At 66.1% G+C, this 24,612-nt stretch carries 19 protein-coding genes; 5 read left to right on the forward strand and 14 right to left on the reverse strand.

Annotated features, from left to right (window positions below):
• Window positions 1-134 precede the first annotated feature (134 nt).
• Window positions 135-2,033, forward strand: coding sequence for a SurA N-terminal domain-containing protein (locus BM436_RS07655; RefSeq protein ID WP_229489565.1), 1,899 nt, complete (start codon window positions 135-137; stop codon window positions 2,031-2,033).
• Between the two features lie 130 nt (window positions 2,034-2,163).
• Here BM436_RS07655 and mnmH read toward each other — a convergent pair whose 3' ends face one another.
• Together mnmH and BM436_RS07665 are read right to left on the reverse strand one after the other, a co-directional pair.
• Window positions 2,164-3,219: a tRNA 2-selenouridine(34) synthase MnmH gene (gene mnmH, locus BM436_RS07660; RefSeq protein ID WP_093554919.1), complete on the reverse strand. Its 1,056-nt coding sequence runs from the start codon at window positions 3,217-3,219 to the stop codon at window positions 2,164-2,166.
• Complete coding sequence (locus tag BM436_RS07665; protein WP_093554920.1) at window positions 3,216-3,860, reverse strand: arylesterase; 645 nt, start codon at window positions 3,858-3,860, stop codon at window positions 3,216-3,218. The genes mnmH and BM436_RS07665 overlap by 4 nt, the downstream gene beginning before the upstream one ends.
• 31 nt (window positions 3,861-3,891) lie before the next feature.
• Between BM436_RS07665 and BM436_RS07670 the strand changes: the two genes are divergently transcribed.
• Window positions 3,892-4,602: an ABC transporter ATP-binding protein gene (locus BM436_RS07670; RefSeq protein ID WP_371859627.1), complete on the forward strand. Its 711-nt coding sequence runs from the start codon at window positions 3,892-3,894 to the stop codon at window positions 4,600-4,602.
• Here BM436_RS07670 and BM436_RS07675 read toward each other — a convergent pair.
• Window positions 4,599-6,104: an NAD(P)H-hydrate dehydratase gene (locus BM436_RS07675; protein WP_093554922.1), complete on the reverse strand. Its 1,506-nt coding sequence runs from the start codon at window positions 6,102-6,104 to the stop codon at window positions 4,599-4,601. The two genes, BM436_RS07670 and BM436_RS07675, sit on opposite strands and share 4 nt — an antisense overlap.
• A 117-nt stretch (window positions 6,105-6,221) precedes the next feature.
• On the opposite strand from BM436_RS07675, the gene BM436_RS07680 reads away from it, so the two are divergent.
• The gene (locus tag BM436_RS07680; protein ID WP_093554923.1) at window positions 6,222-9,839 is read left to right on the forward strand and encodes a hydantoinase B/oxoprolinase family protein; all 3,618 of its coding nucleotides are present in this window, start codon (window positions 6,222-6,224) and stop codon (window positions 9,837-9,839) included.
• 25 nt (window positions 9,840-9,864) lie between these two features.
• Here BM436_RS07680 and BM436_RS07685 read toward each other — a convergent pair whose 3' ends face one another.
• The 3 genes from BM436_RS07685 to BM436_RS07695 all read right to left on the reverse strand — a co-directional run bounded on the left by BM436_RS07685 (window position 9,865) and on the right by BM436_RS07695 (window position 13,879).
• Window positions 9,865-10,452: a glycine zipper 2TM domain-containing protein gene (locus BM436_RS07685; protein WP_093554924.1), complete on the reverse strand. Its 588-nt coding sequence runs from the start codon at window positions 10,450-10,452 to the stop codon at window positions 9,865-9,867.
• A 113-nt stretch (window positions 10,453-10,565) separates the two neighbouring features.
• Window positions 10,566-12,200: a tetratricopeptide repeat-containing response regulator gene (locus BM436_RS07690; RefSeq protein WP_093554925.1), complete on the reverse strand. Its 1,635-nt coding sequence runs from the start codon at window positions 12,198-12,200 to the stop codon at window positions 10,566-10,568.
• Window positions 12,200-13,879, reverse strand: coding sequence for a tetratricopeptide repeat-containing response regulator (locus BM436_RS07695; RefSeq protein ID WP_093554926.1), 1,680 nt, complete (start codon window positions 13,877-13,879; stop codon window positions 12,200-12,202). Before BM436_RS07695 ends, BM436_RS07690 begins: the two co-directional genes overlap by 1 nt.
• Window positions 13,880-14,226: 347 nt before the next feature.
• Between BM436_RS07695 and purL the strand changes: the two genes are divergently transcribed.
• Together purL and lplT are read left to right on the forward strand one after the other, a co-directional pair.
• Entirely contained in the window at window positions 14,227-18,270 is a 4,044-nt protein-coding gene (gene purL / locus BM436_RS07700) for a phosphoribosylformylglycinamidine synthase (RefSeq protein WP_093554927.1), read from the forward strand.
• A gap of 127 nt (window positions 18,271-18,397) precedes the next feature.
• Window positions 18,398-19,660, forward strand: coding sequence for a lysophospholipid transporter LplT (gene lplT / locus BM436_RS07705; protein WP_093554928.1), 1,263 nt, complete (start codon window positions 18,398-18,400; stop codon window positions 19,658-19,660).
• A 5-nt stretch (window positions 19,661-19,665) separates the two neighbouring features.
• On the opposite strand, the gene BM436_RS07710 is transcribed toward lplT, so the two are convergent.
• The 8 genes from BM436_RS07710 to msrB all read right to left on the reverse strand — a co-directional run bounded on the left by BM436_RS07710 (window position 19,666) and on the right by msrB (window position 24,609).
• Window positions 19,666-19,851, reverse strand: coding sequence for a 4-oxalocrotonate tautomerase (locus tag BM436_RS07710; protein ID WP_093554929.1), 186 nt, complete (start codon window positions 19,849-19,851; stop codon window positions 19,666-19,668).
• A gap of 11 nt (window positions 19,852-19,862) precedes the next feature.
• Window positions 19,863-20,642, reverse strand: coding sequence for a class II aldolase/adducin family protein (locus BM436_RS07715; protein WP_093554930.1), 780 nt, complete (start codon window positions 20,640-20,642; stop codon window positions 19,863-19,865).
• A 128-nt stretch (window positions 20,643-20,770) separates the two neighbouring features.
• Window positions 20,771-21,430 carry a DNA alkylation repair protein gene (locus BM436_RS07720; protein WP_093554931.1) on the reverse strand — a complete coding sequence of 220 codons (660 nt, stop codon included), beginning with the start codon at window positions 21,428-21,430 and terminating at the stop codon, window positions 20,771-20,773.
• Window positions 21,431-21,622: 192 nt separating this feature from the next.
• A complete protein-coding gene (locus BM436_RS07725; protein ID WP_093554932.1) occupies window positions 21,623-22,399 on the reverse strand; it encodes a peptidylprolyl isomerase in 777 nt (258 codons plus the stop codon).
• A gap of 62 nt (window positions 22,400-22,461) precedes the next feature.
• On the reverse strand, window positions 22,462-23,241 hold the full coding sequence (locus BM436_RS07730; RefSeq protein ID WP_093554933.1) for a peptidylprolyl isomerase: 780 nt from the start codon (window positions 23,239-23,241) through the stop codon (window positions 22,462-22,464).
• A gap of 37 nt (window positions 23,242-23,278) precedes the next feature.
• Window positions 23,279-23,548: a BolA family protein gene (locus BM436_RS07735; RefSeq protein ID WP_093554934.1), complete on the reverse strand. Its 270-nt coding sequence runs from the start codon at window positions 23,546-23,548 to the stop codon at window positions 23,279-23,281.
• A complete protein-coding gene (locus tag BM436_RS07740; protein ID WP_093554935.1) occupies window positions 23,548-24,183 on the reverse strand; it encodes a septation protein A in 636 nt (211 codons plus the stop codon). The genes BM436_RS07735 and BM436_RS07740 overlap by 1 nt, the downstream gene beginning before the upstream one ends.
• Before the next feature lie 27 nt (window positions 24,184-24,210).
• On the reverse strand, window positions 24,211-24,609 hold the full coding sequence (gene msrB / locus BM436_RS07745) for a peptide-methionine (R)-S-oxide reductase MsrB (RefSeq protein WP_093554936.1): 399 nt from the start codon (window positions 24,607-24,609) through the stop codon (window positions 24,211-24,213).
• Window positions 24,610-24,612 lie beyond the last annotated feature (3 nt).

Below are 24,612 nucleotides of genomic sequence, written 5' to 3' on the forward strand. Positions count from 1 at the left end.
TTGCCCTGGCCGGGCGGCGCACGGTAGAATCGCGTGCGAGGCGAACGCAGGTTCGCCTTTTTTTGTAGAGCTCCAGATCCACTCATCAGAATTGGCGGACCATGTTTGAATTTATACGCACGCATCAAAAGTTGATGCAGATTTTACTGGCGATCCTGATCGTGCCGTCGTTTGTCCTGGTCGGCGTCAGCGGATACCAGAATTCCGGCGACGGGGCGAACACCGTCGCCACCATCGACGGCCAGCCCGTGACCCGCCAGGAATGGGAAGCCGCGCAGCGCACCCAGCTCGACAACTTCCGCCAGCGCATGGGCGAGCAGTTCGACCAGAAGCTGTTCGACACGCCCGAGTTCAAGCAAAACGTGCTCGAGTCGCTGATCGCCGAGCGCGCTGTGGGCGCCGAGGTCGCGCGCAGCCACCTGACCGTCGGCGACGCCAAGCTGCAGGAGATCCTGCTGGACGGCATCAAGGACATCCCCGGCATGATCAAGCCCGACGGCAAGGTCGACATCGAGCGCTACCGCTCGCTGCTGGCCGCGCAAGGCATGACGCCGGAAGGCTACCAGGCCCGCCTGCGCCGCGACATGGCGCTGCAGCAGGTCAGCGGCGCCGTACAGCTGACCGGCTTCGCGCCGCGCTCCGTGGCCGCCAAGCTGTCCGACTTCGGCGCGCAGGAGCGCGAAGTGCAGGAACTGCTGCTGCCGGCGGCGCAATTCCTGCCGCAGGTGAAAGTCACCGACGAGATGGTCAAGGCCTATTACGACAAGAACGCCAAGCTGTTCGAGGTGCCCGAGCAGGCCAAGATCGAATACGTGGTGTTCAACGCCGCCGCCGTGGCCGACCAGGTCAGCGTGACCGACGCCGACGTGGCCGCCTACTACGAGCAGAACAAGGCCCGCTACGGCAGCGCCGAGGCGCGCCGCGCCAGCCACATCCTGGTGGCCGTGAAGAAGGACGCCAGCGCCGCCGACAAGGCCGCAGCCAAGGCCAAGGCCGATGCCATCCTGGCCGAGGTGAAGAAGGCCCCGGCCGACTTCGCCAAGATCGCCAAGGCCAAATCGGAGGACCCGGTGTCGGCCGAGCAGGGCGGCGACCTGGACGTGCTGGAAAAAGGCGCGCTGCCCAAGCCGCTGGAGGACGCCGCCTTCGCGCTGAAGCAGGGCGAGATCGCCGGTCCGGTCGAGACCGAGTTCGGCTACCACATCGTCACCGTCACCTCGCTGAAACCGGCCGCCGTCAAGCCGCTGGACGAGGTGAAGAACGACATCGCCGCCGACCTGAAGAAGCAGAAGTCCGCCAAGAAGTACTCGGAGATGGCCGAGGCCTTCACCAACACCGTGTACGAGCAGGCCGACAGCCTGAAGCCGGTGGCCGACAAGCTCAAGCTGAAGATCGAAACCGCCGAGCACGTCGCGCGCACCCCGTCGCCCGCGCTGGGCACCGCGCCGTTCAACCACGCCAAGTTCTTGACCGCGCTGTTCTCGGACGAGTCGCTGAAGAACAAGCGCAACACCGAGGCGGTGGAAGTGGCGCCGAGCACCCTGGTGGCCGGCCGCATCGTCGAATTCAAGCCGGCGGCCAAGCGTCCGCTGGCCGAGGTGGACGCCGCGATCCGCCAGCGCGTGACGGCCGAGGAAGCCGTCAAGATGGCCAAGAAGGAAGGCGAAGCCAAGATCGCCGCGGCCAAGGCGTCGGGCGGCGCGGAAGGCTTCGGTGGCGCCAAGCTGGTGTCGCGCGCCAACCCGAACGGCCTGAACGGCGCCGCGCTGGCCGAGGTGATGAAAGCCGACACCGCCAAGCTGCCGGCCTACGTCGGCGTGGAATTGCCCGGCATGGGCTACGGCGTGTACCGCATCGGCAAGGTGCAGCAGCCGGCCGAGCAAGACCCGGCGCAGCGCAAGGCCGAGGCCGAGCAGATCTCCAACATGGTGGCGTCGCAAGAGCTGTACCAATACGTGGACGCGCTCAAGCACAAAGCCAAGGTCAAGCTGCTCAGCGGCGCCAAGGCCACGAAGCCCGAAACCGCCAACTAAGCAAAAATGCCGCTCTAACCCAGCGGCATTTTTTTGTCCTCGCACTTATCAAAAACACATCGGTGTCAGGCGCGACATTCGGACATTTGTCCGAATGTCGCGCCTGACACCGATGTAGCTGGGGTAACTTTTAGGGGCGGTGCAGGGCGAGGGCGGCGGCGCGGAAGTCGTCCGGGGCGATGCCGGGGAGCTCGAGCACCTGTGCGTCGGCGTTGCCGGGGAAGTTGCGGTCGATGGAGCGCAGGTAGGCGGGGTCGTAGTGCTCGCTCAGCAGCATGCCCACCAGCTCGGCCATCCGGCCGGCGTTGGCCAGTTCACGCCAGGCGTTGATCTTGTCGCGGCCGTGCAGCGCGGCCAGCAGGCCCAGCTGTTCGTTGAGCGCCGCCGCGTCGTGCGTGTAGTGGGCGTAGTCCTGCATCAGCAGCGCCACCCGGTGTTCGCGCGACAGCCGCAGCGCGACGCAGGGCGAGGCGCGCATCTTGTCCATCAGCGCGCCCGGCACCCGCAGTTCGCCCACCTTCTTGCTTTCGGATTCGACGAACACCGGCAGCGCGGGATCGAAGCGGCGCAGCCGGTCCCAGATCGCGCTTTCGAAGGCCTTTTGCGACGGCTGCGGATGGCTGGGGATGCTCCCCAGCACCGAGCCCCGGTGCGCGGCCAGCTGTTCCAGGTCCAGCACTTGCGCGCCGACCGACTCCAGCGTTTGCAGCAGCCGACTCTTGCCGCTGCCGGTGGTGCCGCACAGCACGCGGAAGTCCAGCGCCGGCGTCCGCTCCAGCGCGGCGCTGACGTATTGCCGGTAGTCCTTGTAGCCGCCGTCCAACTGCGCCACCGGCCAGCCTATCTTGGCCAGGATGTGGGCCATGGCGCCGCTGCGGTTGCCGCCGCGCCAGCAGTAGACCAGCGGCCGCCAGTCGCGCGGTTTGTCCTGCCACAGCGCGTCGATGTGCTGCGCGATGTTGCGCGCGACCATGGCCGCGCCCATCTTCTTGGCCTCGAACGCGCCCACCTGCTTGTAGGTGGTGCCGACCACGATGCGCTGCTCGTCGTCCAGCACGGGGCAGTTGATGGCGCCGGGCACGTGGTCGAGCGCGTACTCGGCCTCGGTGCGCACGTCGATGATGGCGTCGAATTCGTGCAGGCGGTCGACCAGGTCGGCGAAATGGCTCAGTTCAGGGTATTTCATTTTGCCTTCAGCAGCGGCTGCAGATGCGGCCAGATGTTGCCCAGGATGATGGGATGGGCGCTCGCCAGCGGATGCAGGCGGTCGGGCTGGAACAGTTCGGTTTTCTCGGCCACGCCGTCCAGCATGAACGGCGCCAGCGGCGCCTTCACGTCCTTGCTGAGCGCGCCAAACATGGCGAAGAACTTGTCGGCGTAGTCGCGGCCGTAGTTGGGCGGCATGCGCATGCCCACCAGCAGCACGCGGGCGCCGCCGGCGCGCGCGGCGCTCACCATGGCGCGCAGGTTGGCCTCGGCGGCGGCCACCGGCAGGCCGCGCAGTCCGTCGTTGGCGCCCAACTCGATGACCACGATGTCCGGCTTGTGCTTGCCCAGCAGCGCCGGCAGGCGGGTGCGGCCGCCGCTGGTGGTCTCGCCGCTGACGCTGGCGTTGACGATGCGCGCGTCGATCTTTTGTTCCCGCAGCTTTTGTTCCAGCAAGGCCACCCAGCCGGCGCCGCGCGCCAGGCCGTACTCGGCGGACAGGCTGTCGCCCACCACCAATATGGTTTTTGGTGCAGAATAGGCGCTCGCGGCGGCGCTGACCATGAGCAGCGCCACCAATGGCAACCACAGCAATCGACGTATACTTTTCAACAAGACCATGCCTGAATTTCCCAAAGCGTCCAGCAGTTTCATTCCCGATTCGCCGGCCCTGGCGCCACGCGGACTAACCCAGGGCAACGCCGCCGCCATCGTGGTGGAGGGCCTGAGCAAGCGCGTGGCCGACGCCAGCGGCGAATTGACCATATTGCACAGCGTGGATTTTACCGTGCAAAGCGCGGAGACGCTCGCCATCGTGGGCGCGTCCGGCAGCGGCAAGTCGACATTGCTGGGCTTGCTGGCCGGACTCGACAGCCCCAGCACCGGCAAGGTGATGCTGGACGGCGCCGACATCTACGCGCTGGACGAGGACGGCCGCGCCGCGCTGCGCAAGGCCAAGCTGGGTTTCGTGTTCCAGTCCTTCCAGCTGCTGGCGCACCTGACGGCGCTGGAGAACGTGATGCTGCCGCTGGAACTGGCGGGCGACCCGGAGGCGCGCGCCAAGGCCGAGGCCATGCTGGGACGGGTGGGGTTGTCGAGCAGGCTGCGGCACTATCCGAAGTATCTGTCCGGCGGCGAGCAGCAGCGCGTGGCCTTGGCGCGGGCCTTTGTCGGCGAGCCGCCGCTGCTGTTCGCCGACGAGCCCACCGGCAGCCTGGACGCGGCCACCGGCGAGGCGGTGATACAGCTGATGTTCGAATTGAACCGCGAGCGCGGTTCGACGCTGGTGCTGGTGACGCACGATCCGCAGATCGCGGCGCGTTGCGGCCGCATCATCACCATCGCGGCGGGCCGCATCGTTTAGCGCGCGTGGTGCTGCACCATGCGGTTCAGGGCCGTGCGTATCGCCGGTATCAGCTCGCCGGCCGTGACGCCGATGGGCCCCGCGCCCTCGGTCACCAGCACGTCGGCCGCCATGCCGTGCAGCCAGACGGCGGCCAGCGCCGCCTCCCACGCCGGCCATCCCTGCGCCAGCAGGCTTGCGCACAGGCCTGACAGCACGTCCCCCGTGCCGGCCGTCGCCAGCGCCGGATTGCCCGTGGTGTTGATGACGGTGTGCCCGTCTTGCGTCGCCAGCACCGTGCCCGATCCCTTCAGCACCACCACGGCGCGCAGGCGCTGCGCCAGTTCGCGCGCAGCCGAGAGCCGGTCCGCCTGCACCACGGTGACCGACACGCCCAGCAAGCGCGCCGCCTCCAGCGGATGGGGCGTGACCACGACGGGCGCGCCGCGCTCGGCCAGCGCGGCCTGCAGCGCCGGTTCGGCCGCCAGCAGGTTCAGCGCGTCGGCGTCCAGCAGCAGCGGGCTGCCGCTGCCGATCGCGCGCGCCAGCGCCGCCCGCGCGGCGGGCCCCGTGCCCAGGCCGGGCCCGGCCGCCAGCGCGGCGGAGTCCATGTCGAAGTCGCCGGCCAGACGGCACATCAGTTCCGGATGCGCGCCGTCGTACGCCGGCGCGTCCTCGGCGAAGCAGGCGTAGACGCGGCCCGCGCCGCTCATCAGCGCGGCCCGGGCGGCGAGGATCGCCGCGCCCGCCATGCCGCGCGCGCCGCCGATGACGGCCACGTTGCCATAGCTGCCCTTGTGCGTGTTGTGGCGCCGCGCCCGCAGATGGCGCGAGAAGAACTTGACGTCGTTCAGGTGCTGGCGCGAGGACTGGAACAGCGTCGGCTCGATGTCCAGCCGCGCCACCTGCACCGCGCCCGCGCAGTCGCGGCCGTCGCAGGTGTGCAGGCCGGGCTTGTCGCCGATGAAGGTGATGGTGTGCGTGGCGCGCACGGCCGCGCCGTCCGGTCCCACGATGGCGCCGCTGTCCGCATCCAGCCCGCTCGGCACGTCCAGCGCCAGGCGCTGGCAGGGCAGGGCGTTGACCGCGTCCACCAGCGCGCGCATGGCGCCTTCCAGCGGCCGTTTGAGGCCGATGCCGAACAAGCCGTCGACCACCAGGTTCCATTCCTGCGCCGCGATCGCGGCGGGCGCCAGTTCCTCGAACTTGGCCGTGCTGCCGCGCGCGCGTTGCAGCGCCTGTTCCCGCTCGGCGCTGGTGGGCTGTCCGCCGGCGAAATGCAGGATGGTGATTTGCGCGCCCGCGAACGCGAGATGGGCCGAGGCCTCCAGCGCGTCGCCGCCGTTGTTGCCGGGGCCGGCCAGCACCAGCACGCGGGCGCGGCTGGTGGAGAAGGGCAGCAGGTCCAGCGCCGCGTTGGCGGCGGCCTGGCCGGCGCGCTGCATCAGCGCGCCCTCCGGCAGGCGCCGCGCGGCGGCCTCCTCGATCTGGCGGATTTCCGCGACGGTGTACAGTGGATTCATGGCGGCCTGCCGATACACATCAGTTATTCAGTGCTCAATTTTAGCATTGAAATAAATCGTGGCCGACGGCGCTTTCGGGGCACTACAATAACTGCTTCACATTGGCGCGGGGGGCATATGGACTGGCAGTTCTGGATCGATCGCGGCGGCACGTTCACCGACATCGTGGCGCGCATGCCGGACGGGCGCCTGCGCACCCACAAGCTGCTGTCCGAGCATCCCGAACAATACCGCGACGCGGCCATCGCCGGCATCCGCCACCTGCTGGGCGTGGCGCCGGGCGAGCCGGTGCCGGCCGGGCGGGTGGAGGCGGTGAAGATGGGCACCACGGTGGCCACCAACGCGCTGCTCGAGCGCAAGGGCGAACCGACCGCGCTGGCCATCACGCGCGGCTTCCGCGACGCGCTGCGCATCGCCTACCAGAACCGTCCGCGCCTGTTCGACCGCCACATCGTGCTGCCCGAACTGCTGTACCGCCGCGTGATCGAAATCGACGAGCGCATGGGCGCGCACGGGGAGGTGGTGCTCGCGCTGGACGCGGCGGCCGCGCGCGCCGGCCTGCAAGCCGCCTACGACGAGGGCCTGCGCTCGCTGGCCATCGTCTTCATGCACGGCTACCGCTACGGCGCGCACGAGTCGGCCGTGGCCGCGATGGCGCGCGAGATCGGCTACACCCAGGTGTCGGTGTCGCACCAGGTCAGCCCGATGATGAAGCTGGTGGCGCGCGGCGACACCACCGTGGTGGACGCCTACCTGTCGCCGATCCTGCGCCGCTATGTGGACCAGGTGGCGGGCGAACTGCCCGGCGTTAACCTGCAGTTCATGCAGTCCAACGGCGGCCTGACGGACGCGCGCGCCTTCCAGGGCAAGGACAGCATCCTGAGCGGCCCGGCCGGCGGCATCGTCGGCATGGTGCGCGCCAGCCGCCACGCGGGCTTCGACAAGATCATCGGCTTCGACATGGGCGGCACCTCCACCGACGTGTCCCACTACTCGGGGGACTTCGAGCGCGTGTTCGAGACCCAGGTGGCGGGCGTGCGCATGCGCGCGCCGATGATGAGCATCCACACGGTGGCGGCGGGCGGCGGCTCCATCCTGCATTTCGACGGCAGCCGCTTCCGCGTCGGCCCGGACAGCGCGGGCGCCAATCCCGGGCCCGCCAGCTACCGCCGCGGCGGTCCGCTGGCCGTCACGGACTGCAACGTTATGCTGGGCAAGATCCAGCCGGCGTACTTCCCCATGCTGTTCGGCGCGGACGGCCGCCAGCCGCTGGACGCGGACGAGGTCCGGTCGCGCTTCGCCGCCATGGCGCGCGAGATCGAGGCCGCCACCGGCGCGCCGACCACGCCGGAGCGGGTGGCCGAGGGCTTCATCGAGATCGCGGTCGGCAACATGGCCAACGCCATCAAGCAGATTTCCGTGCAGCGCGGCCACGACGTGACCGAATACGCGCTCACCAGCTTCGGCGGCGCGGGCGGCCAGCACGCCTGCCTGGTGGCCGACGCGCTGGGCATGAAGACGGTGTTCATCCACACGCTGGCGGGCGTGCTGTCCGCCTATGGCATGGGCCTGGCCGACCAGACCGCGATGCGCGAGGCGGCGGTCGAGAGCAAATTAATGGAGGGCGGCGAACAGGACCTGGCCGTGCGCCTGGCCGCGCTGGGCGACGAGGCGCGCGGCGAACTGCTGCGGCAGGGCGTGGCGGCCGAGCGCATCGCGCTGATACGGCGCGTGCACCTGCGCTACGAGGGCACGGATTCGGCGCTGATCGTGCTGTTCGACGCGCTGGATGGCATGAAGGCCCAGTTCGAGGCCGCCTACAAGAAGCGCTTCTCCTTCCTGATGCCGCACAAGGCCTTGATCGTGGAGGCCGTGTCGGTGGAGGCGGTGGGCGCGTCCGACGCGCCGGCCGAGGCCGAGCCGCAGCAGCCGCCGCGCGATGGCGGCCTGGCGCCTTCGGCCACCGTGCCGATGTTCGGCGCGGGCCTGTGGCGCGACACGCCGCTGTACCGGCGCGACGCCACCCGCGTCGGCGACATCATCCAGGGCCCGGCCATCATCGCCGAGGCCAACGCCACCACGGTGGTGGAGCCGGGCTGGCGGGCCGAGGTCACGCCGCAGGACCACCTCGTGCTGACGCGCGTGGAGGCGCTGCCCGAGCGCCGCGCCATCGGCACCACGGCCGACCCGGTGATGCTGGAGATCTTCAACAACCTGTTCATGTCCATCGCCGAGCAGATGGGACTTCGGTTGCAGAACACCGCCTACTCGGTCAACATCAAGGAGCGCCTGGACTTCAGCTGCGCCATCTTCGACGCCGCCGGCAACCTGATCGCCAACGCGCCGCACATGCCGGTGCACCTGGGTTCCATGGGCGAGAGCATCAAGACCGTGATGCGCGAGAACGCCGGCCGGATGCGGCCGGGCGACGTCTACATGCTCAACGACCCGTACAACGGCGGCACCCATCTGCCGGACGTGACGGTGATCACGCCGGTGTTCGACCACCACGAGCGCGAGATCCTGTTCTACGTCGGCTCGCGCGGCCACCACGCGGACATCGGCGGCACCACGCCCGGTTCGATGCCGCCCGACTCCCGCGACATCGAGGAGGAGGGCGTGTTGATCAACAATTTCAAGCTGGTCGACGGCGCGGACGGCGGCCGCCTGCGCGACGCGGAAACGCGCGCCTTGTTGGCCGGCGCCGCCTGGCCCGCCCGCAATCCCGACCAGAACATGGCCGACCTGCGCGCGCAGATCGCCGCCAACCAGAAGGGCGTGGACGAGCTGCGCAAGATGGTCGCGCACTTCGGGCTGGAGGTGGTGCAAGCCTATATGCGGCACGTGCAGGACAACGCCGAGGAATCGGTGCGCCGCGTGATCAGCGCGCTGAGCGACGGACAGTACACGCTCAAGCTGGACAACGGGGCGCAGGTGCAGGTGGCGGTGCGCGTCAACCAGGCCGACCGCAGCGCCGAGATCGACTTCACCGGCACGTCGGCGCAGCTGGACAACAACTTCAACGCGCCGTCCGCCGTGTGCATGGCGGCCGTGCTGTACGTGTTCCGCACCTTGGTCGACGACGAGATTCCGCTGAACGCGGGCTGCTTGAAACCGCTGCATGTGATCATCCCGCCGGGATCGATGCTGAATCCCCACTATCCGGCGTCCGTCGTGTCGGGCAACGTGGAGACCTCCACCTGCATCACCAACGCGCTGTATGGCGCGCTGGGCGTGCTGGCCGCGTCGCAGGGCACGATGAACAACTTCACCTTCGGCAACGCGCGCTACCAGTATTACGAGACCATCAGCGGCGGCTCCGGCGCCGGCGACGGCTTCGACGGCACCTCGGTCGTGCAGACCAATATGACCAACTCGCGCCTGACAGACCCGGAGATCCTGGAGTTCCGCTTCCCGGTGCGGCTGGAAAGCTACGAGATCCGCGCCGGTTCGGGCGGCGCGGGCCGCTGGCGCGGCGGCGACGGCGGCGTGCGCAAGGTGCGCTTCCTGGAGGCGATGACCGCCGCCATCCTGTCCAACAACCGCCTGCACGCGCCGTTCGGCATGGCGGGCGGCGAGCCGGGGGCGGTGGGGCGCAACCTGGTCCAGCGCGCCGACGGCCGCATCGAACAGCTGGGCCACATCGGCAAGACCGAGATGGCGCCGGGCGACGTGTTCATCATCGAGACGCCGGGCGGCGGCGGATACGGCCGGCGCCCGGAGCCGGCCGGCTGAACCGGGCGTCGGCCGATTCCGGCGCTTACTTGTCCGCCGGCTCCTGGGGCTGCTGGTTGCGCTTGGCGATTTCATTGCCCACGTAGCCGCCGCCGATGGCGCCGGCGATCGTGGCCAGCTTCTTGCCATTGCCGCCGCCGATCTGGTTGCCGACCAGGCCGCCGACCACGGCGCCGATGCCGATGCCAAGGGGGCTGTTCTGGGCGGCCGGAGCCGGTTGCGGCGCCGGCGCGGGTTGTTGCGCGCGCTCCGGTTCGGCCTGGGCGACGGCGGGACGCTCGGCGCGCGGGTATTCATGATGCACCACGGTTTTATGGTGAACGACCTGCTTGACCGCCGGCGCGGGTGCGGGCGCCGGCGAGGTCGTGGCGGCCGGTTCGGGCGTCGTCGCGGCGACCGTCGCGGGGGCGAGGGAAGAGGTTTGCGCGCCCTGCGTGCCGAATGGCGCGCCCACCGCTTCCGTCGAGGCCTGCTTCGCGGTGTCGTTCGCGCCGTGCGTCCCCGGCAGGATGCCCGTGATCGCGGCGATGCCGGTCAAGCTCAGGACGGTGACCGAGACGGCCGCGGCGGCGACCAGTGGGTGGATGCGGCGGGTGGTGGCGGTATGTTCCATTTCGTTCTCTCCTGTTAAGCACCGTGTCGGCGCGATAGGACTATAACGGCTGAGAAAACGAACTGGCTGTTCCGGAAATGTTTCCTGGGTAACTACATGTAACCGTGAAACGTCTAAGCGGTGGTCGAAATCCCGAACTTGCGCTGGGTGCCGGCGAACTGCTGCTCCAGCTTGTCGAACTCCGGATTGGCGCCGTCGATGCGGCGCAGGCGGTCCAGCAGCATGCCGGCCTGTTCGCCCAGCGGCGCTTCCCAGCCCAGCTCGTCGAGCTGGCGCAGCATGGCGCCGATGGTGGCGTACAGCACCGGCAGGTTGCTCGGCTTCTTGCGCAGCGCGATGCTGAGCGCCGCCACGGCCGCGCGGTGGTCGCCCTCGGCCAGCGCGCTGGCCGCGCTTTCCAGCAATTCGTCCACGTGCTGGTTGATCTGCTCGCCCACCTCGCGCGCGATGTCGTGGCGGCCGGCCTTCTCGAACACGCCCACCGCCTCCTCCATCGACAGGCCGCCCGAGTCGTCGTTCATCATGTCGATGACGACGTCGGCCGCGTCCTTGTCCAGCCGGTGCTTGAGGCAGCTGTCGACCAGCCCCAGCCTGAGCTGGTTGGACAGGCCCTTGGCCTGCGTGACGGCGGCCACCGCGTTCCCCAGTTCCTTGGCGGCCTGGTTGACCTGGCCGGACATGTCCATCAGCAGGGCCGCCGAAATGGCCCGGCACACCTCGGTGTTGGAGTTGCCGCGCAGCGAGCGCTCCAGGTCGCGGATCACGCTGCTGGCCTGGTTGGCGTCGCCTTTCTTGACCAGCGTCTTGACCAGGTTCACATGGTCTTCCGGATCGCGGAACTCGGAGTACTTGGCTTTCGCCACGACCTGCTTGAAGGCCTTCTCGGCCACGCCGATGTCGCCGGTCTCGTAGGCCACCGCGCCCAGGTGGCGCAGCCGGCTGACCATGTGCGGCGAAATGGCGACCGCGTCCTCCAGCACCTTCTTGGCCTGGTTGGCCTGGCCCAGCGCCTCGTGCGTGCGCGCCAGCAGGTCGTAGGCGGCCATGTATTTCGGATTCTGCGCCAGCAGCTTGTCCAGCGTGGCCTGCGCCTCCTCGAAGCGCTGCAGCGCGAACTGGCAGCGCGCCAGGCCCAGGTGCGCCCAGCCTATCGGCCGGCCGGCCAGGATGGTGTGATAGATCAGTTCCGCCTCGGCCATCTCGCCCAGCCCGAAATGCAGTTCGGCCCGCAGGCGCGCGAAATCGGTGGACAGGCGGGGGTGGTTGGCCTCGGCCGCGCCCGCCTCGGCGATGGCGTCGCGCACCAGTTGCTGATCCAGCAGCTGGTACACCGGCAGGAAGGCGGAGCGCTTGCCCACCGCGCGGTTGATGCGCTGCAGCAGCACCTCCACCGTGAACGGCTTGAGGATGTAGTCGTTGGGCAGCAGTTCGGCGGCGCTCACCACCTTGCCGTAAACGCCCTCGGACGTGAGCATGATGAAGATGGTCCAGCGGCCGATCAGCGCGTGGTTGCGCAGGTCCTCCAGCAACTGCTGGCCGTCCTGGCCGTTGTCGCTGCCGCCGCTCAGGTCGTATTCGCACAGCACCAGGTCGTAGGTTTTCTTCGCGATCTGCCGGATGGCCGTGCCGGAACTGACCGCGTCATCGATGCGGACGATGCCGGCCTGGTTGAGCATGTTGCGCAGGCTGGTGCGCATGCTCTGGTTCGGGTCCACCAGCAGGACCGATAATTCCGCGAAATCCTGCATCAACGACTTTCAGCGGCGGCCTGTGCGGGCGCCGCGGGGGGCGGGTTGGGGGACGCCTGTGGCGCGTATTTCTGTCTCAGCGCAGTATACTGGCTGATCAGGCTCGGCAACAAGGGATGGTCCGGATTGTGCTCGCGCATGCGCTTGAGCAAGCCGGCGGCCTGGGCCGCCAGCGGCGCGTCCCAGCCCAGATCGGCCATCTGGCGCAGGATGGCGTTGGCGGTGGCGGACCACAAGCCGGTGTTGTCCGGACGGCGGCGCAGCGCGTCCTGCAGCACGCCGACGGCGCCGCGCAGGTCGCCCTGGCGGCTTTTCTCCGCCGCCTTGCGCACTTGCTGGTCCACCTCGGAATCGACCTTGGCGCCGTAGCGCTCGGCCATGTCGGCGCGGCCCGCCTTCTCGCACAGGGCCATGATCTGCGCGTCCGTGACCCCGCTGGACGGATCGGACGTGAGGCCGGCGAACAGCGTGTTGGCCTGTTCGTCCAGTTCATTGGCCATGCAGGTCTGCGCCAGGCCCAGCTTCAGCGCGCTCGACACCTTGGCCTCGCCCAGCGCGCCCAGCGCCGTGGTCAGCTCGGCCACCGCGCCCTCGGCGTTGCCGTTCATTTCCTGCACCAGCGCGGCGGAATACGCGCGGCACACGTCGGCGTTGGGGCTGGCGCGCATGGAGCGCTCCAGGTCGCGCACCACGCCGGCGGCGCCGTTGGCGTCGCCCTTGGTGACCAGGGTCTTGACCAGGTTCACATGGTCCTCGGGGTCGCGGAACTCGGAATACTTGGCCTTGGCCACCACCTGCTTGAAGGCCTTCTCCGCGCCCTCGACGTCGCCGGTGGCCAGCGCCACCTCGCCCAGGTTGCGCAGGCGGCGCACCATGTGCGGCGAGATGGCGATGGCGTCGCGCAGCACGCGCTTGGCGTCCTCGTCGGCGCCCAGCGCGCGGTGCACCTGCGCCAGCAGGTCGTAGGCCGCCATGAACTTGGGGTTTTGCAGCAGCAGCGCCTCCAGCGCCGCCTGGGCGTCGGTGTAGCGCTTGAGCTGGAACATGCAGCGGGCCTGGCCCAGCTGCGCCCAGCCCAGCTGTTTGTTCTGCAGCACGGCCGCGTATGCCTGCTCGGCGGCGGCCACCTGGCCCATGCTCACCAGCAGCTCGGCGCGCAGGCGGACGTAGTCGGTGGCGTAGCGCGGCTGGGCCACCTCGGCGTTGATGCAGGCGGTCACCGCCTCGCGCGCCTTGCCCTGGCCTATCATCTGGTAGATCGGCAGGAAGGTGGCGCGCCGTTCCAGCGCGCGCGAAATGCGTTGCGACAGCGTGTCGACCGTGAACGGCTTCAGGATGTAGTCGGTGGGCAGCAGCTCGGCCGCGCCGATCACGCGGCCATACACGCCTTCCGAGGTGAGCATGATGAAGATCGCCCACTGGCCGATCACCTTGTGGTGCCGCAAGTCCTCCAGCAATTGCTGGCCGTCCTGGCCGGCGTTGTCGGCGCTGCTGCTGAGGTCGTACTCGCACAGGATGACGTCGTAGGATTTCTTGCCGAGCTGGCGGATCGCCGTGCCCGAGCTGACCGCGTGGTCGATCTTGGAGATGCCCACCTGGGTCAGCATATTGTGCAGACTGGCGCGCATGCCTTGGTTGGGGTCGATGATCAGGACCGACAGGTTGCTATAGTCTGGCATGGGTTTACTCTCTTGGGCCGAGGCCGGGCGCAGCGGCGGACATTGGGTAAATTCTGCTTTAGCATACTCTAAGGATAGGCAAAATTGGCGCAATTGCCGCCCGATTGATGTGCCGCAAGGCTGGAATGAGGCAAATATGGCAAATAATGTTGCTTTGGCGGCACTGTTTATGGCGGCGGGCGGGGCAGAGTATAGCGCCGAGCCCCTGCCCGGGGAGGGTTGAACAAGGTATAATGCCGGGCAAAGGATTTTGAGGCCGTTTCAAACCCGTTTGCACAGGTTTGACGCTGCCGCTATAGGTTTTCTCTTTAATCCGCAGCCACAAGCTGCTCAACCGCCTCCCAACCATGTTGATTTTGCCGGGCTCTAACGCCCTGTCTGCCTTCCGTAGCCAACGCCTCCTGTCCCAACTGCAAGCCGTGCTGCCCGCCATCACGGCCGTGCAAGCGCGCCACCTGCACTTCATCGATGCCGCCGCGCCGCTGTCCGCCGACGACACCGCCCGCCTGGAGGGTTTGCTGACCTACGGCGAGCCGGCCCACGCCGAGCACAACGACAGCCCCGTCGAAGAGTTTGTGGTCATTCCGCGCTTCGGCACCATCTCGCCATGGGCCTCGAAAGCCACCGACATCGTGCACAACTGCGGCATGGCCCACATCAAGCGCGTCGAGCGCGGCGTGGCCTACCGCGTGCACCTGAAATCCGGTTTCCTGGGCAGCAGCATCGGCGCCGGCAAGATGTCCGCCGAACAGGCCGAGGCGGTCGCCGCGCTGCTGCACGACCGCATGACCGAGTCCGTGCTGCGCCACGCCGACGAGGCCGCCGGCCTGTTCCGTACGCTGGAGGCGAAGCCGCTGGAAGCCATCGACGTGCTGGGCGCCGGCAAGATGGCGCTGGAAAAGGCCAACACGGACCTGGGCCTGGCCATGTCGGACGACGAGATCGACTACCTGCTGGACGCCTTCACCAAGGCCCAACGCAACCCGACCGACGTGGAACTGATGATGTTCGCGCAGGCCAACAGCGAACACTGCCGCCACAAGATCTTCAACGCCGACTGGACCATCGACGGCGTGGCGCAGGACAAGTCGCTGTTCAAGATGATCAAGCACACCCACGAGAAGCAGCCCAAGGGCACCATCGTGGCCTACAGCGACAACTCGTCCATCATGGAAGGCGCGGAAGTGACGCGCTTCTATCCGCGCGGCGAGGGCCACGAGTACGGCGCGTCCAAGGAATTGATCCACACGCTGATGAAGGTGGAGACCCACAACCACCCGACCGCGATTTCCCCGTTCCCGGGCGCCTCCACCGGCGCCGGCGGCGAGATCCGCGACGAGGGCGCGACCGGCCGCGGCGCCAAACCGAAGGCGGGCCTGACCGGCTTCACCGTCTCCAACCTGATGCTGCCGGGCGCCGTCCAGGCCTGGGAAAACGCCGCCTCCGTGACCGCGCCGCTGGACGGCCGCGACACCAGCAAGGCGTACGGCAAGCCGGACCGCATCGCGTCCCCGCTGCAGATCATGATCGACGGCCCGCTGGGCGGCGCCGCGTTCTCGAACGAATTCGGCCGTCCGGTGCTGGGCGGCTACTTCCGCACCTACGAGCAAAACGTCGGCAAGTCCTTCGCCGGCGCGCAGGACACCGTGTACGGCTACCACAAGCCCATCATGATCGCCGGCGGCATCGGCAACATCTCGGGCCAGCACACGCACAAGAACGACATCCCGGTCGGCAGCCTGCTGATCCAGCTGGGCGGCCCGGGCATGCGCATCGGCATGGGCGGCTCGGCCGCCTCGTCGATGGCCACCGGCACCAACACCGCCGACCTGGACTTCGATTCCGTCCAGCGCGGCAACCCGGAAATGGAACGCCGCGCGCAGGAAGTCATCAACGGCTGCTGGCAGCTGGGCGAGGACAACCCGATCATCTCCATCCACGACGTGGGCGCGGGCGGCCTGTCCAACGCCTTCCCGGAGATCACCAACGACGCCAAGCGCGGCGCGCTGTTCGACCTGCGCAAGATTCCGCTGGAGGAATCCGGCATGGCGCCGAAAGAGATCTGGAGCAACGAGTCCCAGGAACGCTACGTGCTGGCCATCGCGCCGGACGACCTGCCGCTGTTCAAGGACCTGTGCGACCGCGAGCGCTGCCCGTTCGCCGTGGTGGGCACCGCCACCGAGGAACGCCAGCTGAAACTGGTCGACAACGACCTGGGCAACGCGCCGGTCGACATGCCGATGGACGTGCTGCTGGGCAAACCTCCGAAGATGCAGCGCGACGTGCATCACGTGCAAAACGACTACCCGGCCATCGACCTCACCGGTATCAACCTGGAGGAGGCCGCCAAGCGCGTGCTGCTGCTGCCCACCGTGGGCGACAAATCCTTCCTGATCACCATCGGCGACCGCACCGTGGGCGGCACCTCCGTGCGCGACCAGATGGTCGGCCCGTGGCAGGTGCCGGTGGCCGACTGCGCCGTGACCGCGATGAGCTACGAGGGCTACCTGGGCGAGGCCATGGCGATGGGCGAGCGCACGCCGCTGGCCGTGATCGACGCGCCGGCCTCGGGCCGCATGGCCGTCGGTGAAACCATCACCAACCTGGCCGCCGCGCCGATCAAGGACATTTCCGACATCAAGCTGTCCGCCAACTGGATGGCCGCCTGCGGCCAGCCCGGCCAGGACGCCGCGCTGTTCGACACCGTGAAGGCGGTCGGCATGGACCTGTGCCCGGCGCTGGGCATCTCGATTCCGGTCGGCAAGGACTCGCTGTCCATGCGCACCACCTGGAAGGACGAGGACGAAAGCAAGGCCGTGCTGTCGCCGGTGTCGCTGATCGTGTCCGGCTTCGCGCCCGTGTACGACGTGCGCAAGTCGCTGACGCCGCAGCTGCGCACCGACCTGGGCGAGACCTCCATCATCCTGATCGACCTGGGCCGCGGCAAGAACCGCATGGGCGCCTCGGCGCTGGCGCAAGTCATGGGCCAGCTGGGCAACGACGCTCCGGACGTGGACAGCGCGGAAGACCTGAAAGCCTTCTTCACCGCCATCCAGCGACTGAACGCCGACGGCAAGCTGCTGGCCTATCACGACCGTTCGGACGGCGGCCTGTACGCCACCTTGACGGAGATGGCCTTCGCCGGCCGCGCCGGCCTGTCGATCAACCTCGACATCCTGACGCTGGAAACGGGCCACGGCGCCGACCAGGGCGACGCCAAGAACTGGGCCGGCCAGATCGCCGAGCGCCGCAACGAGCAGACGCTGCGCGCGCTGTTCAACGAGGAACTGGGCGCCGTGGTGCAGGTGCGCGCGGAAGAGAAATCGGCCGTCATGGACGTGCTGCGCAGCTTCAACCTGGGCGCCTGCAGCCACATCATCGGCAAGACCAACGACCGCGGCGTGATCGAATTCACCCGCGACGCCAAGCTGATCTACAACCAGCCGCGTTCCGCGCTGCACCGCCTGTGGAGCGAAACCAGCTGGCGCATCGCCCGCCTGCGCGACAATCCCGCCTGCGCGGACGCCGAGTACGAGCGCCTGCTGGACGAGACCGAACCAGGCATGACGCCGAAGATCACCTTCGACCTGGCCGACAACGTGGCCGCGCCGTTCCTGGCCACGGGCGCGCGTCCCCGCGTCGCCATCCTGCGCGAGCAGGGCGTCAACTCGCACATCGAGACGGCGTGGGTCATGCACCAGGCCGGCTTCGCGGCGGTCGATGTGCACATGAGCGACCTGATCTCGGGCCGCGTCAAGCTGGACGACTTCCAGGGCGCGATCGCCGTCGGCGGCTTCTCCTATGGCGACGTGCTGGGCGCGGGCGAGGGCTGGGCCAAGTCCATCCTGTTCAACCCGGCGATGGCGGAACAGTTCGCGCGCTTCTTCGGCCGCGGCGACACCTTCGGCCTGGGCGTCTGCAACGGCTGCCAGATGATGAGCAACCTGAAATCCATCATCCCCGGCGCGCACGCCTGGCCGAAGTTCACCACCAACAAGTCCGAGAAGTTCGAGGCGCGTTTCTCGATGGTGGAAGTGCTGGACTCGCCGTCGATCTTCTTCCAGGGCATGGCCGGCACGCAGACCGCGATCGCCATCGCCCACGGCGAAGGATACGCGGACTTCACGCAGACCGGCGACATCGTCGAAGCCATCCCGGCGCTGCGCTTCATCGACAACCGCGGCGTGGCGACTGAAACCTATCCGCACAACCCGAACGGCTCGCCGCGAGGCCTGACCTCGGTGACCACGGCGGATGGCCGCTTCACGGTGATGATGCCGCACGCCGAGCGCGTGTTCCGCACGGTGCAGCAATCCTGGCACCCGGACGGCTGGGGCGAGGATTCGCCGTGGATGCGCATGTTCCGCAACGCGCGCAAGTTCATCGGCTAAAACCCACCCCGAAATCCGGGGACAGACCCGTCGGGTCTGTCCCCGGTCTTTGCTGCTGGTTGATCTTAAGGAATGCCCGTGCTTTTCTATGGTATAAAGCACACTTTCCCGGCTCTACACGCAGACAATGAATCGAGGCTTCTACACCATCATGGCGGCGCAGTTCTTCTCGTCGCTGGCGGACAACGCGCTGCTGTTCGTGGCGATCGACCTGCTGACCCGCATGGACAGTCCGGATTTCCTGTCCCCCATGCTCAAGCAGTCCTTCGTGGTGTTCTACATCGTGCTGGCGGCCTTCGTCGGCGCCTTTTCCGATTCCATGCCCAAGGGGCGGGTGATGTTCATCGCCAACCTCATCAAGATCTGCGGCTGCGGCATGCTGTTCGCCGGCGTTTATCCGCTGCTGGCCTATGCCGTGGTCGGTTTTGGCGCCGCCGTGTATTCGCCGGCCAAGTACGGCATCCTCACTGAACTGTTGCCGGCCGAGAAACTGGTCCCCGCCAATGGCTGGATCGAGGGGCTGACCGTGATGTCCATCATCCTCGGCACGGTGGTCGGCGGCCTGCTGGTCAGCCAGAGCGCGGCCGAATTTTTCCTGCGCCTGAACCTGCCGCCGCTGCACACCGGCGTGCCCAGCGCCATCGAAGCCGCGCTGTTCGTCACCGGCAGCCTGTACGTGCTGGCGGCGGCGTTCAACCTGTTCATCCCCGACACGGGCGCCCGCTACGCGCGCCAGCCGCAGGACCCGCTCAAGCTGATGCGCGACTTCGCCGGCTGCGTGCGCACCCTGTGGGGCGACAAGCTGGGCCAGATCTCGCTGGGCGTCACCACGCTGTTCTGGGGCGCCGGGGCGACCCTGCAATTCATCGTGCTCAAATGGGCCGAACAGACCTTGAACATGCCGTATGAGAAGGCGACGACGCTGGTGGGCGTGGTCGCCATCGGCATGGCGCTGGGCGCGGTGGCGTCGGCGCGGCTGGTGACGCTGAAGAATTCGCTGAAAGTGCTGCCCTTCGGCATAGCGATGGGGCTGATCGTGATGGGCATGCCCTGGGTGCAGAGCAAGGTGCTGGCGTATCCGCTGCTGATACTGATCGGGGCGCTGTCCGGCTTCTTCGTGGTGCCGATGAACGCCTTGCTGCAGCATCGCGGCCATGTGCTGATGAGCGCGGGTCACTCCATCGCGGTACAGAACTTCAACGAAAACCTGTCCATCATCGGCATGCTGGCCATGTACGCGCTGATGCTGACCTTGAACCTGGAACTGGACACCATCATCGTGCTGTTCGGCCTGTTCGTGGCCGGCATCATGTGCCTTATTATCGTCAGGCACGCCGCCAATCAGCGCGAATTCGACTCCGTCGCGCTGATCGGCGAGCTAAAACACTAAATCCCTTACTGGTCCGACCACAGCTTGCCGGCTGTGGCCCAGTGCTCCTTCTTCACCTCGTGGATCAGCACATCGACCGACTCCGGCGACGATCCCAGGGTGTTGCAGGTGGCTTCGGTGATGGCGGCGACGAAGGCGCGCTTTTGCTCGGGCGTGCGGCCTTCGAACAGTTGGACGTTTATGGTGGGCATGTTGACTCCTCTTAAGTGCGATAGCCAGGGTTGATCTTGTCCAGCTTGCGGAGCAGGGCGGGCCACTCCAGGCGGCCCTCCGGCGCGCCGTCGCCCACCAGTTCCAGGTGGGCCTTCAGGCACACGGCCTCGGACGGCTGGCGCAGCGGCGTGCCCGCCGACTGGGCGCGCAGCTGGATCGCGCAAGCCTTGTCCAATATTTCCATTAATACAAATGCTTCGGCGATGGTGCGGCCGACGGTCATCGTGCCGTGATTGCGCAGCAGCATGGCGGGACGCTGCGCCAGAGTAAGGACCAGACGCTCCTGCTCGGCGACCGACATGTCCAGGCCCTCGTAGTCGTGGTAGGCCAGCTCGCCGTAGAAACGCAGCGCGTAGGGCGACAGCGGCTGCAGTCCCGCGTGCTGCATGCCGACCGCGATGCCGTCCGCATTATGCAAATGCATCACGCAGGCGACGTCGTGGCGGGCCGCGTGCACGGCGCCGTGCAGCGCGAAGCCGGCCTTGTTGATGGTGTGCTGGGATCGGCAAACGATATTGCCGCCGCCGTCCACCTTGACGAGGTTGGAGGCGCGCACCTCGTCGAATCGGAAACCGAAGGGATTGATCAGGTAATGTCCGGGTTCGCCGGGAACCGCCGCCGAGATATGCGTGTAAATCCCGTCGTCCCATCCGTAGAGGGCGCACAGTTGATAGCAGGCCGCCAGCTCGACCCGGGTTTGCCATTCCGCTTGGCTGGTAATGCCGGGCTGTGCAAGCGCACGCTGGCCTAGTGTAGATAATCTGTCCATGACGCCAGATTAGCAGGCGGGAGCGCCGCGGCCATATGGGCGGCGCCATGGACCTTATCAGCGCGGGAGGATAGCTTTAAGCGAATACGGGGGGTCTCGTCGCCCTGGACCATCGGCGTTGCGATAAATCATAAATGCTTATTCGCTTCCCGATAGCTGAGCGGGGCAAGTAAAGACTTGTTCGTATTGATAAATGCGCGCACCCCGGCGGGATCGTGCCGCGCATAATCGCGTAATGCCCAGCCGATGGCTTTTTGAATGAAAAACTCTTGCTCGTGCGCTAGTTGAAGACAATATCCCAGCAATAGCGCCTTATCCGTTTTATCACGCCAACCCAATTGGTGCAGCAAGGCGATACGGCGTATCCAGAAATCCTCGTGGTTGATGGCCTCATCCATAAAATCGTGTTTGTGGCGGAGCACGTCGCCGATTATCCCCGCCATCGCGTCCACCGTATCCCACCAGGATTTCCTCCTCGCCAATCGCATCAATTCCGGGATGTGCTCGACATTGAATTTCTTCCAGTGCATGGCCAGCATATCCAGCGCGACGTATTGGTATTCGCGCTCGGGCAGTTCCCACAATTCATCCGCCATCGCCAGCAATGCCTCGGCATTCAATTCGCCTAGCGCCCGCAGCAATGACTTTCCGGCGGCGCGGCGGGCGGGAGTGGGCACGCCCAGGAATGGGAATTGATTGCGCATATAAGCGCTCATGGGTTCGGCGCGCGCGGGTTCGGCGACGGCCAATAAAGCACGGCCAAGATCGGCATGGAAGAGGGCTGTCATAGGGGAATTATGCCAGAGTCTGGCTTGATCAAGCCAGTTTCGGGCGTGAAACCGGTGTTCGGCAGAGCCCGGGCGTAAAAAAAGCCGCGTCGGCGGCGGCTCTTCAAGCGGACTGCGGAGGCCCGGATTATGGCGGCATGAATAAAAAAAGGCGCTTCCGGAGAAGCGCCTTTTATATCGCGGTTAAGCGTATTACTGCACTTTGGCTTTCTTCACCAGTTCGTCGCGATAAGCGGCGACTTTCTTCTGGGTCAGCGCTTCCGCCACTTGGCCTTTGACTTCTTCCAGGCCTGGCAGTTTGGCCGCGCGCGAGCCTTCCAGTTTGATGACGTGGTAGCCGAATTGCGATTTAACTGGCGTTTCAGTGATCTGGCCGTCTTTCAACGCCACCATGGCGTCGGAGAATGGCTTGACGTAGGACGATGGGGTTGCCCAGTCCAGGTCGCCGCCGTTATTGGCCGAACCGTCTTTCGACTGCTTGGCCAATTCTTCGAATTTGGCGCCGCCTTTCAGCTTGGCGATAATGTCTTTCGCCTGCTGTTCGGTTTCAACCAGAATATGGCGCGCGTGGTATTCCTTGTCGCCCACGGTCGCTTTGTATTTGTCGTACTCGGCCTTGATTTCAGCATCGCTGACCGGGTTTTTCTTCACGTAGTCTTGCAGCATCGCGTTGATGATGATGCTTTGGCGGGCGTTTTCCAGCGCGCCTTTAACGTCGGCGCGGGTGCCCACGCCTTGTTTATCGGCTTCCTGGATCAGCACTTCGCGTGCGATCAGTTCTTTCTTGATGGCGTCGCGCAGTTGCGGCGAATCGGGTTGCTTGCCTTGGGCAACATATTGCTTCACGGCCGCTTCCAGGCGGGTAGTGGGGATGGCTTTGCCATTAACGGTCGCGACGTTTTGGGCAAAGGCCGGCACGGCAGCAACTGCGAACAAGGCCAACAACAGACGGGCAGGCTTCAAAATCATTATCACATCCTATAAAAAATAATAGCGGCGCCTTCAAGGCGCCGTACCTTACAACAGAAAGATTACTGAATCTTGGCTTTCTTGACCAGCTCTTCCTGGTAAGCCTGCAGCTTCTTCTGGGTCAGCGAATCCGCGACCTGCGGTTTCACTTCTTCCAGCGTCGGCAGTTTGGCGTCGCGGATGTCATCCACTTTGATCACGTGGAAACCATTGGGGGTTTGCACGGCTTTCTCGGTCACCTGGCCTTTTTGCAGGCCGACGAAGGCGTCCGAGAACACTTTCGGGAAGGACGACGGGGTCGCCCAATCCAGATCGCCGCCATTGGCGGCGGAACCGGTGTCTTTCGAATCCTTGGCCAGATCCTCGAACTTGGCGCCGCCCTTCAGCTTGGCGATCACCGCGTCCGCCTCGGCGGCGGTTTCGGTCAGGATGTGGCGCACATGGAATTCCTTGGTGCCGGCCTGGGCCACGAAACGATCATACTCGGCCTTGATGTCCGCGTCCGAAACCGGGTTCTTCTTGACGTAGTCGCCCACCAGCGCGTTGATGAAGATGGCGCGGCGCGCGTCCTCCAGCGCCTGCTTCACATCCGCGTTCTTGGTGTAGCCCTGTTTTTCCGCTTCCTGCATCAGCACTTCGCGGCCGAGCATTTCCTTCTTGATCGCTTCGCGCAGCTGCGGGGAGTCCGGTTGCTGGCCCTGGGCAACAACCTGTTTGACCACGGCTTCCACGCGCGAGGTCGGGATGCCTTTGCCATTGACGACGGCGATGTTCTGTGCAAACGCCGGTGCCGCAACCACGGCGAGAAGTGCGATCAGCAAACGTGCTGGCTTCAAATTCATTATTTCAAATCCTAAGGGCTAAGTTTTTTTTGAAGAGTCAAACTTCGGACGGTGCCAATGCGGTAATGGCCAACGCGTGGATTTCCCCACGCATCATATCGTGCACGGAATCATACACGAGTCGATGTCTTGTGACGAGTTTAAGGCCCTCGAATTTGGAGGAAACGATCCGCAGCTGATAATGGCCTCCGCCGGAGGCGGCGCCGGCGTGTCCGGCGTGCATGGCCGACTCGTCTTCCAGCTTTATTTCCAGCGGTTCCAATGCCGCGCGCAGGCGTTCTTCTATGCGTTCAATACGGGTTTCCATTACGCTTCCTCATCCTTGATGTATTTAGCCAGGTAGAAAGTCTGGCCGATAATGAACGCGAAGGTCAATGCCGTGGAGCCGAACGCCTTGAAGCTGACCCAGGAGGCGGTATCGGATTTGAACAGCACGAACGCGACGAACAGGTTAATGGCGCCCAAGGCCAGCAGGAACAGCACCCACATCACGTTCAGGCGTTCCCACACCTCGTCGGGCAGCGTGATCTGCGAGCCCATGGTGCTGCGCAGGAAGTTGTTCTTGAAGATATAGCGCGCCGACAGCAGGCCGATCGCCGACAGCCAATAGATCAGCGTCGGTTTCCATTTGATGAAGATCTCGTCGTGGTAATAGATGGTCAGTCCGCCGAAGACGACGAAGATGAACAGCGACAGTTTCAGCATGAAGTCGACCTTGCGGCCGCGCGCCAGCAGGTAGCCGATCTGCACCGCGTTGGCCAGGATGCCGGCCAGCGTGGCGATCACCATCGGCGCCTGGTCGGCCGTGGCCGAGCCGCCCGACAGCAAGCCGCTGAGGTTGGCGTTGACCCAGTGTTGGGCGGCCTCCGGATGCGCGCCGCCGATCTTGTAGCAGGCGAAGAAGACGATCAGCGGGAGTAGGTCGAACAGGAACTTTTTCATGGACAGGCTTAGGTCGGTCTTGGGGTATCAGTCTTGGGGATCAAAACGCAGGGACGCCGAATTGATGCAGTAACGCAGGCCGGTCGGCGGCGGGCCGTCCGGGAAAACATGGCCGAGATGGGCGTCGCACACGGCGCAGATGATTTCGGTGCGCAGCATACCATGGGAACGGTCCACCACTTCGATCACATTGGCCGGATTGAGCGGCTCGAAATAGCTGGGCCAGCCGCAGCCGGAATCGAACTTGGCGTCGGACGCGAACAGCGGCGTATTGCAGCACACGCAGGTATATATACCGGGCTCGTGGTGGTCCCAGTATTGGCCGGTGAAGGCGCGCTCGGTGGCGGCGTGGCGGGTGACCTGGTATTGCATGCCGTCCAGCATGGCTTTCCATTCGGCGTCGGTTTTAACGATTTTGTCTGTCATGGT

This window comes from Pseudoduganella namucuonensis (assembly GCF_900116645.1).
Lineage (GTDB): Bacteria > Pseudomonadota > Gammaproteobacteria > Burkholderiales > Burkholderiaceae_D > Rugamonas > Rugamonas namucuonensis.

What these genes read in the sequence shown, in the direction of transcription:
- BM436_RS07655 (WP_229489565.1), top strand. Translation starts at nt 135, where the DNA reads ATGCAGATTTTACTGGCGATCCTGATCGTGCCGTCGTTTGTCCTGGTC.
- mnmH (WP_093554919.1), bottom strand. Translation starts at nt 3,219, where the DNA reads ATGAAATACCCTGAACTGAGCCATTTCGCCGACCTGGTCGACCGCCTG.
- BM436_RS07665 (WP_093554920.1), bottom strand. Translation starts at nt 3,860, where the DNA reads ATGGTCTTGTTGAAAAGTATACGTCGATTGCTGTGGTTGCCATTGGTG.
- BM436_RS07675 (WP_093554922.1), bottom strand. Translation starts at nt 6,104, where the DNA reads ATGAATCCACTGTACACCGTCGCGGAAATCCGCCAGATCGAGGAGGCC.
- BM436_RS07680 (WP_093554923.1), top strand. Translation starts at nt 6,222, where the DNA reads ATGGACTGGCAGTTCTGGATCGATCGCGGCGGCACGTTCACCGACATC.
- BM436_RS07685 (WP_093554924.1), bottom strand. Translation starts at nt 10,452, where the DNA reads ATGGAACATACCGCCACCACCCGCCGCATCCACCCACTGGTCGCCGCC.
- BM436_RS07690 (WP_093554925.1), bottom strand. Translation starts at nt 12,200, where the DNA reads ATGCAGGATTTCGCGGAATTATCGGTCCTGCTGGTGGACCCGAACCAG.
- BM436_RS07695 (WP_093554926.1), bottom strand. Translation starts at nt 13,879, where the DNA reads ATGCCAGACTATAGCAACCTGTCGGTCCTGATCATCGACCCCAACCAA.
- purL (WP_093554927.1), top strand. Translation starts at nt 14,227, where the DNA reads ATGTTGATTTTGCCGGGCTCTAACGCCCTGTCTGCCTTCCGTAGCCAA.
- lplT (WP_093554928.1), top strand. Translation starts at nt 18,398, where the DNA reads ATGAATCGAGGCTTCTACACCATCATGGCGGCGCAGTTCTTCTCGTCG.
- BM436_RS07710 (WP_093554929.1), bottom strand. Translation starts at nt 19,851, where the DNA reads ATGCCCACCATAAACGTCCAACTGTTCGAAGGCCGCACGCCCGAGCAA.
- BM436_RS07715 (WP_093554930.1), bottom strand. Translation starts at nt 20,642, where the DNA reads ATGGACAGATTATCTACACTAGGCCAGCGTGCGCTTGCACAGCCCGGC.
- BM436_RS07720 (WP_093554931.1), bottom strand. Translation starts at nt 21,430, where the DNA reads ATGACAGCCCTCTTCCATGCCGATCTTGGCCGTGCTTTATTGGCCGTC.
- BM436_RS07725 (WP_093554932.1), bottom strand. Translation starts at nt 22,399, where the DNA reads ATGATTTTGAAGCCTGCCCGTCTGTTGTTGGCCTTGTTCGCAGTTGCT.
- BM436_RS07730 (WP_093554933.1), bottom strand. Translation starts at nt 23,241, where the DNA reads ATGAATTTGAAGCCAGCACGTTTGCTGATCGCACTTCTCGCCGTGGTT.
- BM436_RS07735 (WP_093554934.1), bottom strand. Translation starts at nt 23,548, where the DNA reads ATGGAAACCCGTATTGAACGCATAGAAGAACGCCTGCGCGCGGCATTG.
- BM436_RS07740 (WP_093554935.1), bottom strand. Translation starts at nt 24,183, where the DNA reads ATGAAAAAGTTCCTGTTCGACCTACTCCCGCTGATCGTCTTCTTCGCC.
- msrB (WP_093554936.1), bottom strand. Translation starts at nt 24,609, where the DNA reads ATGACAGACAAAATCGTTAAAACCGACGCCGAATGGAAAGCCATGCTG.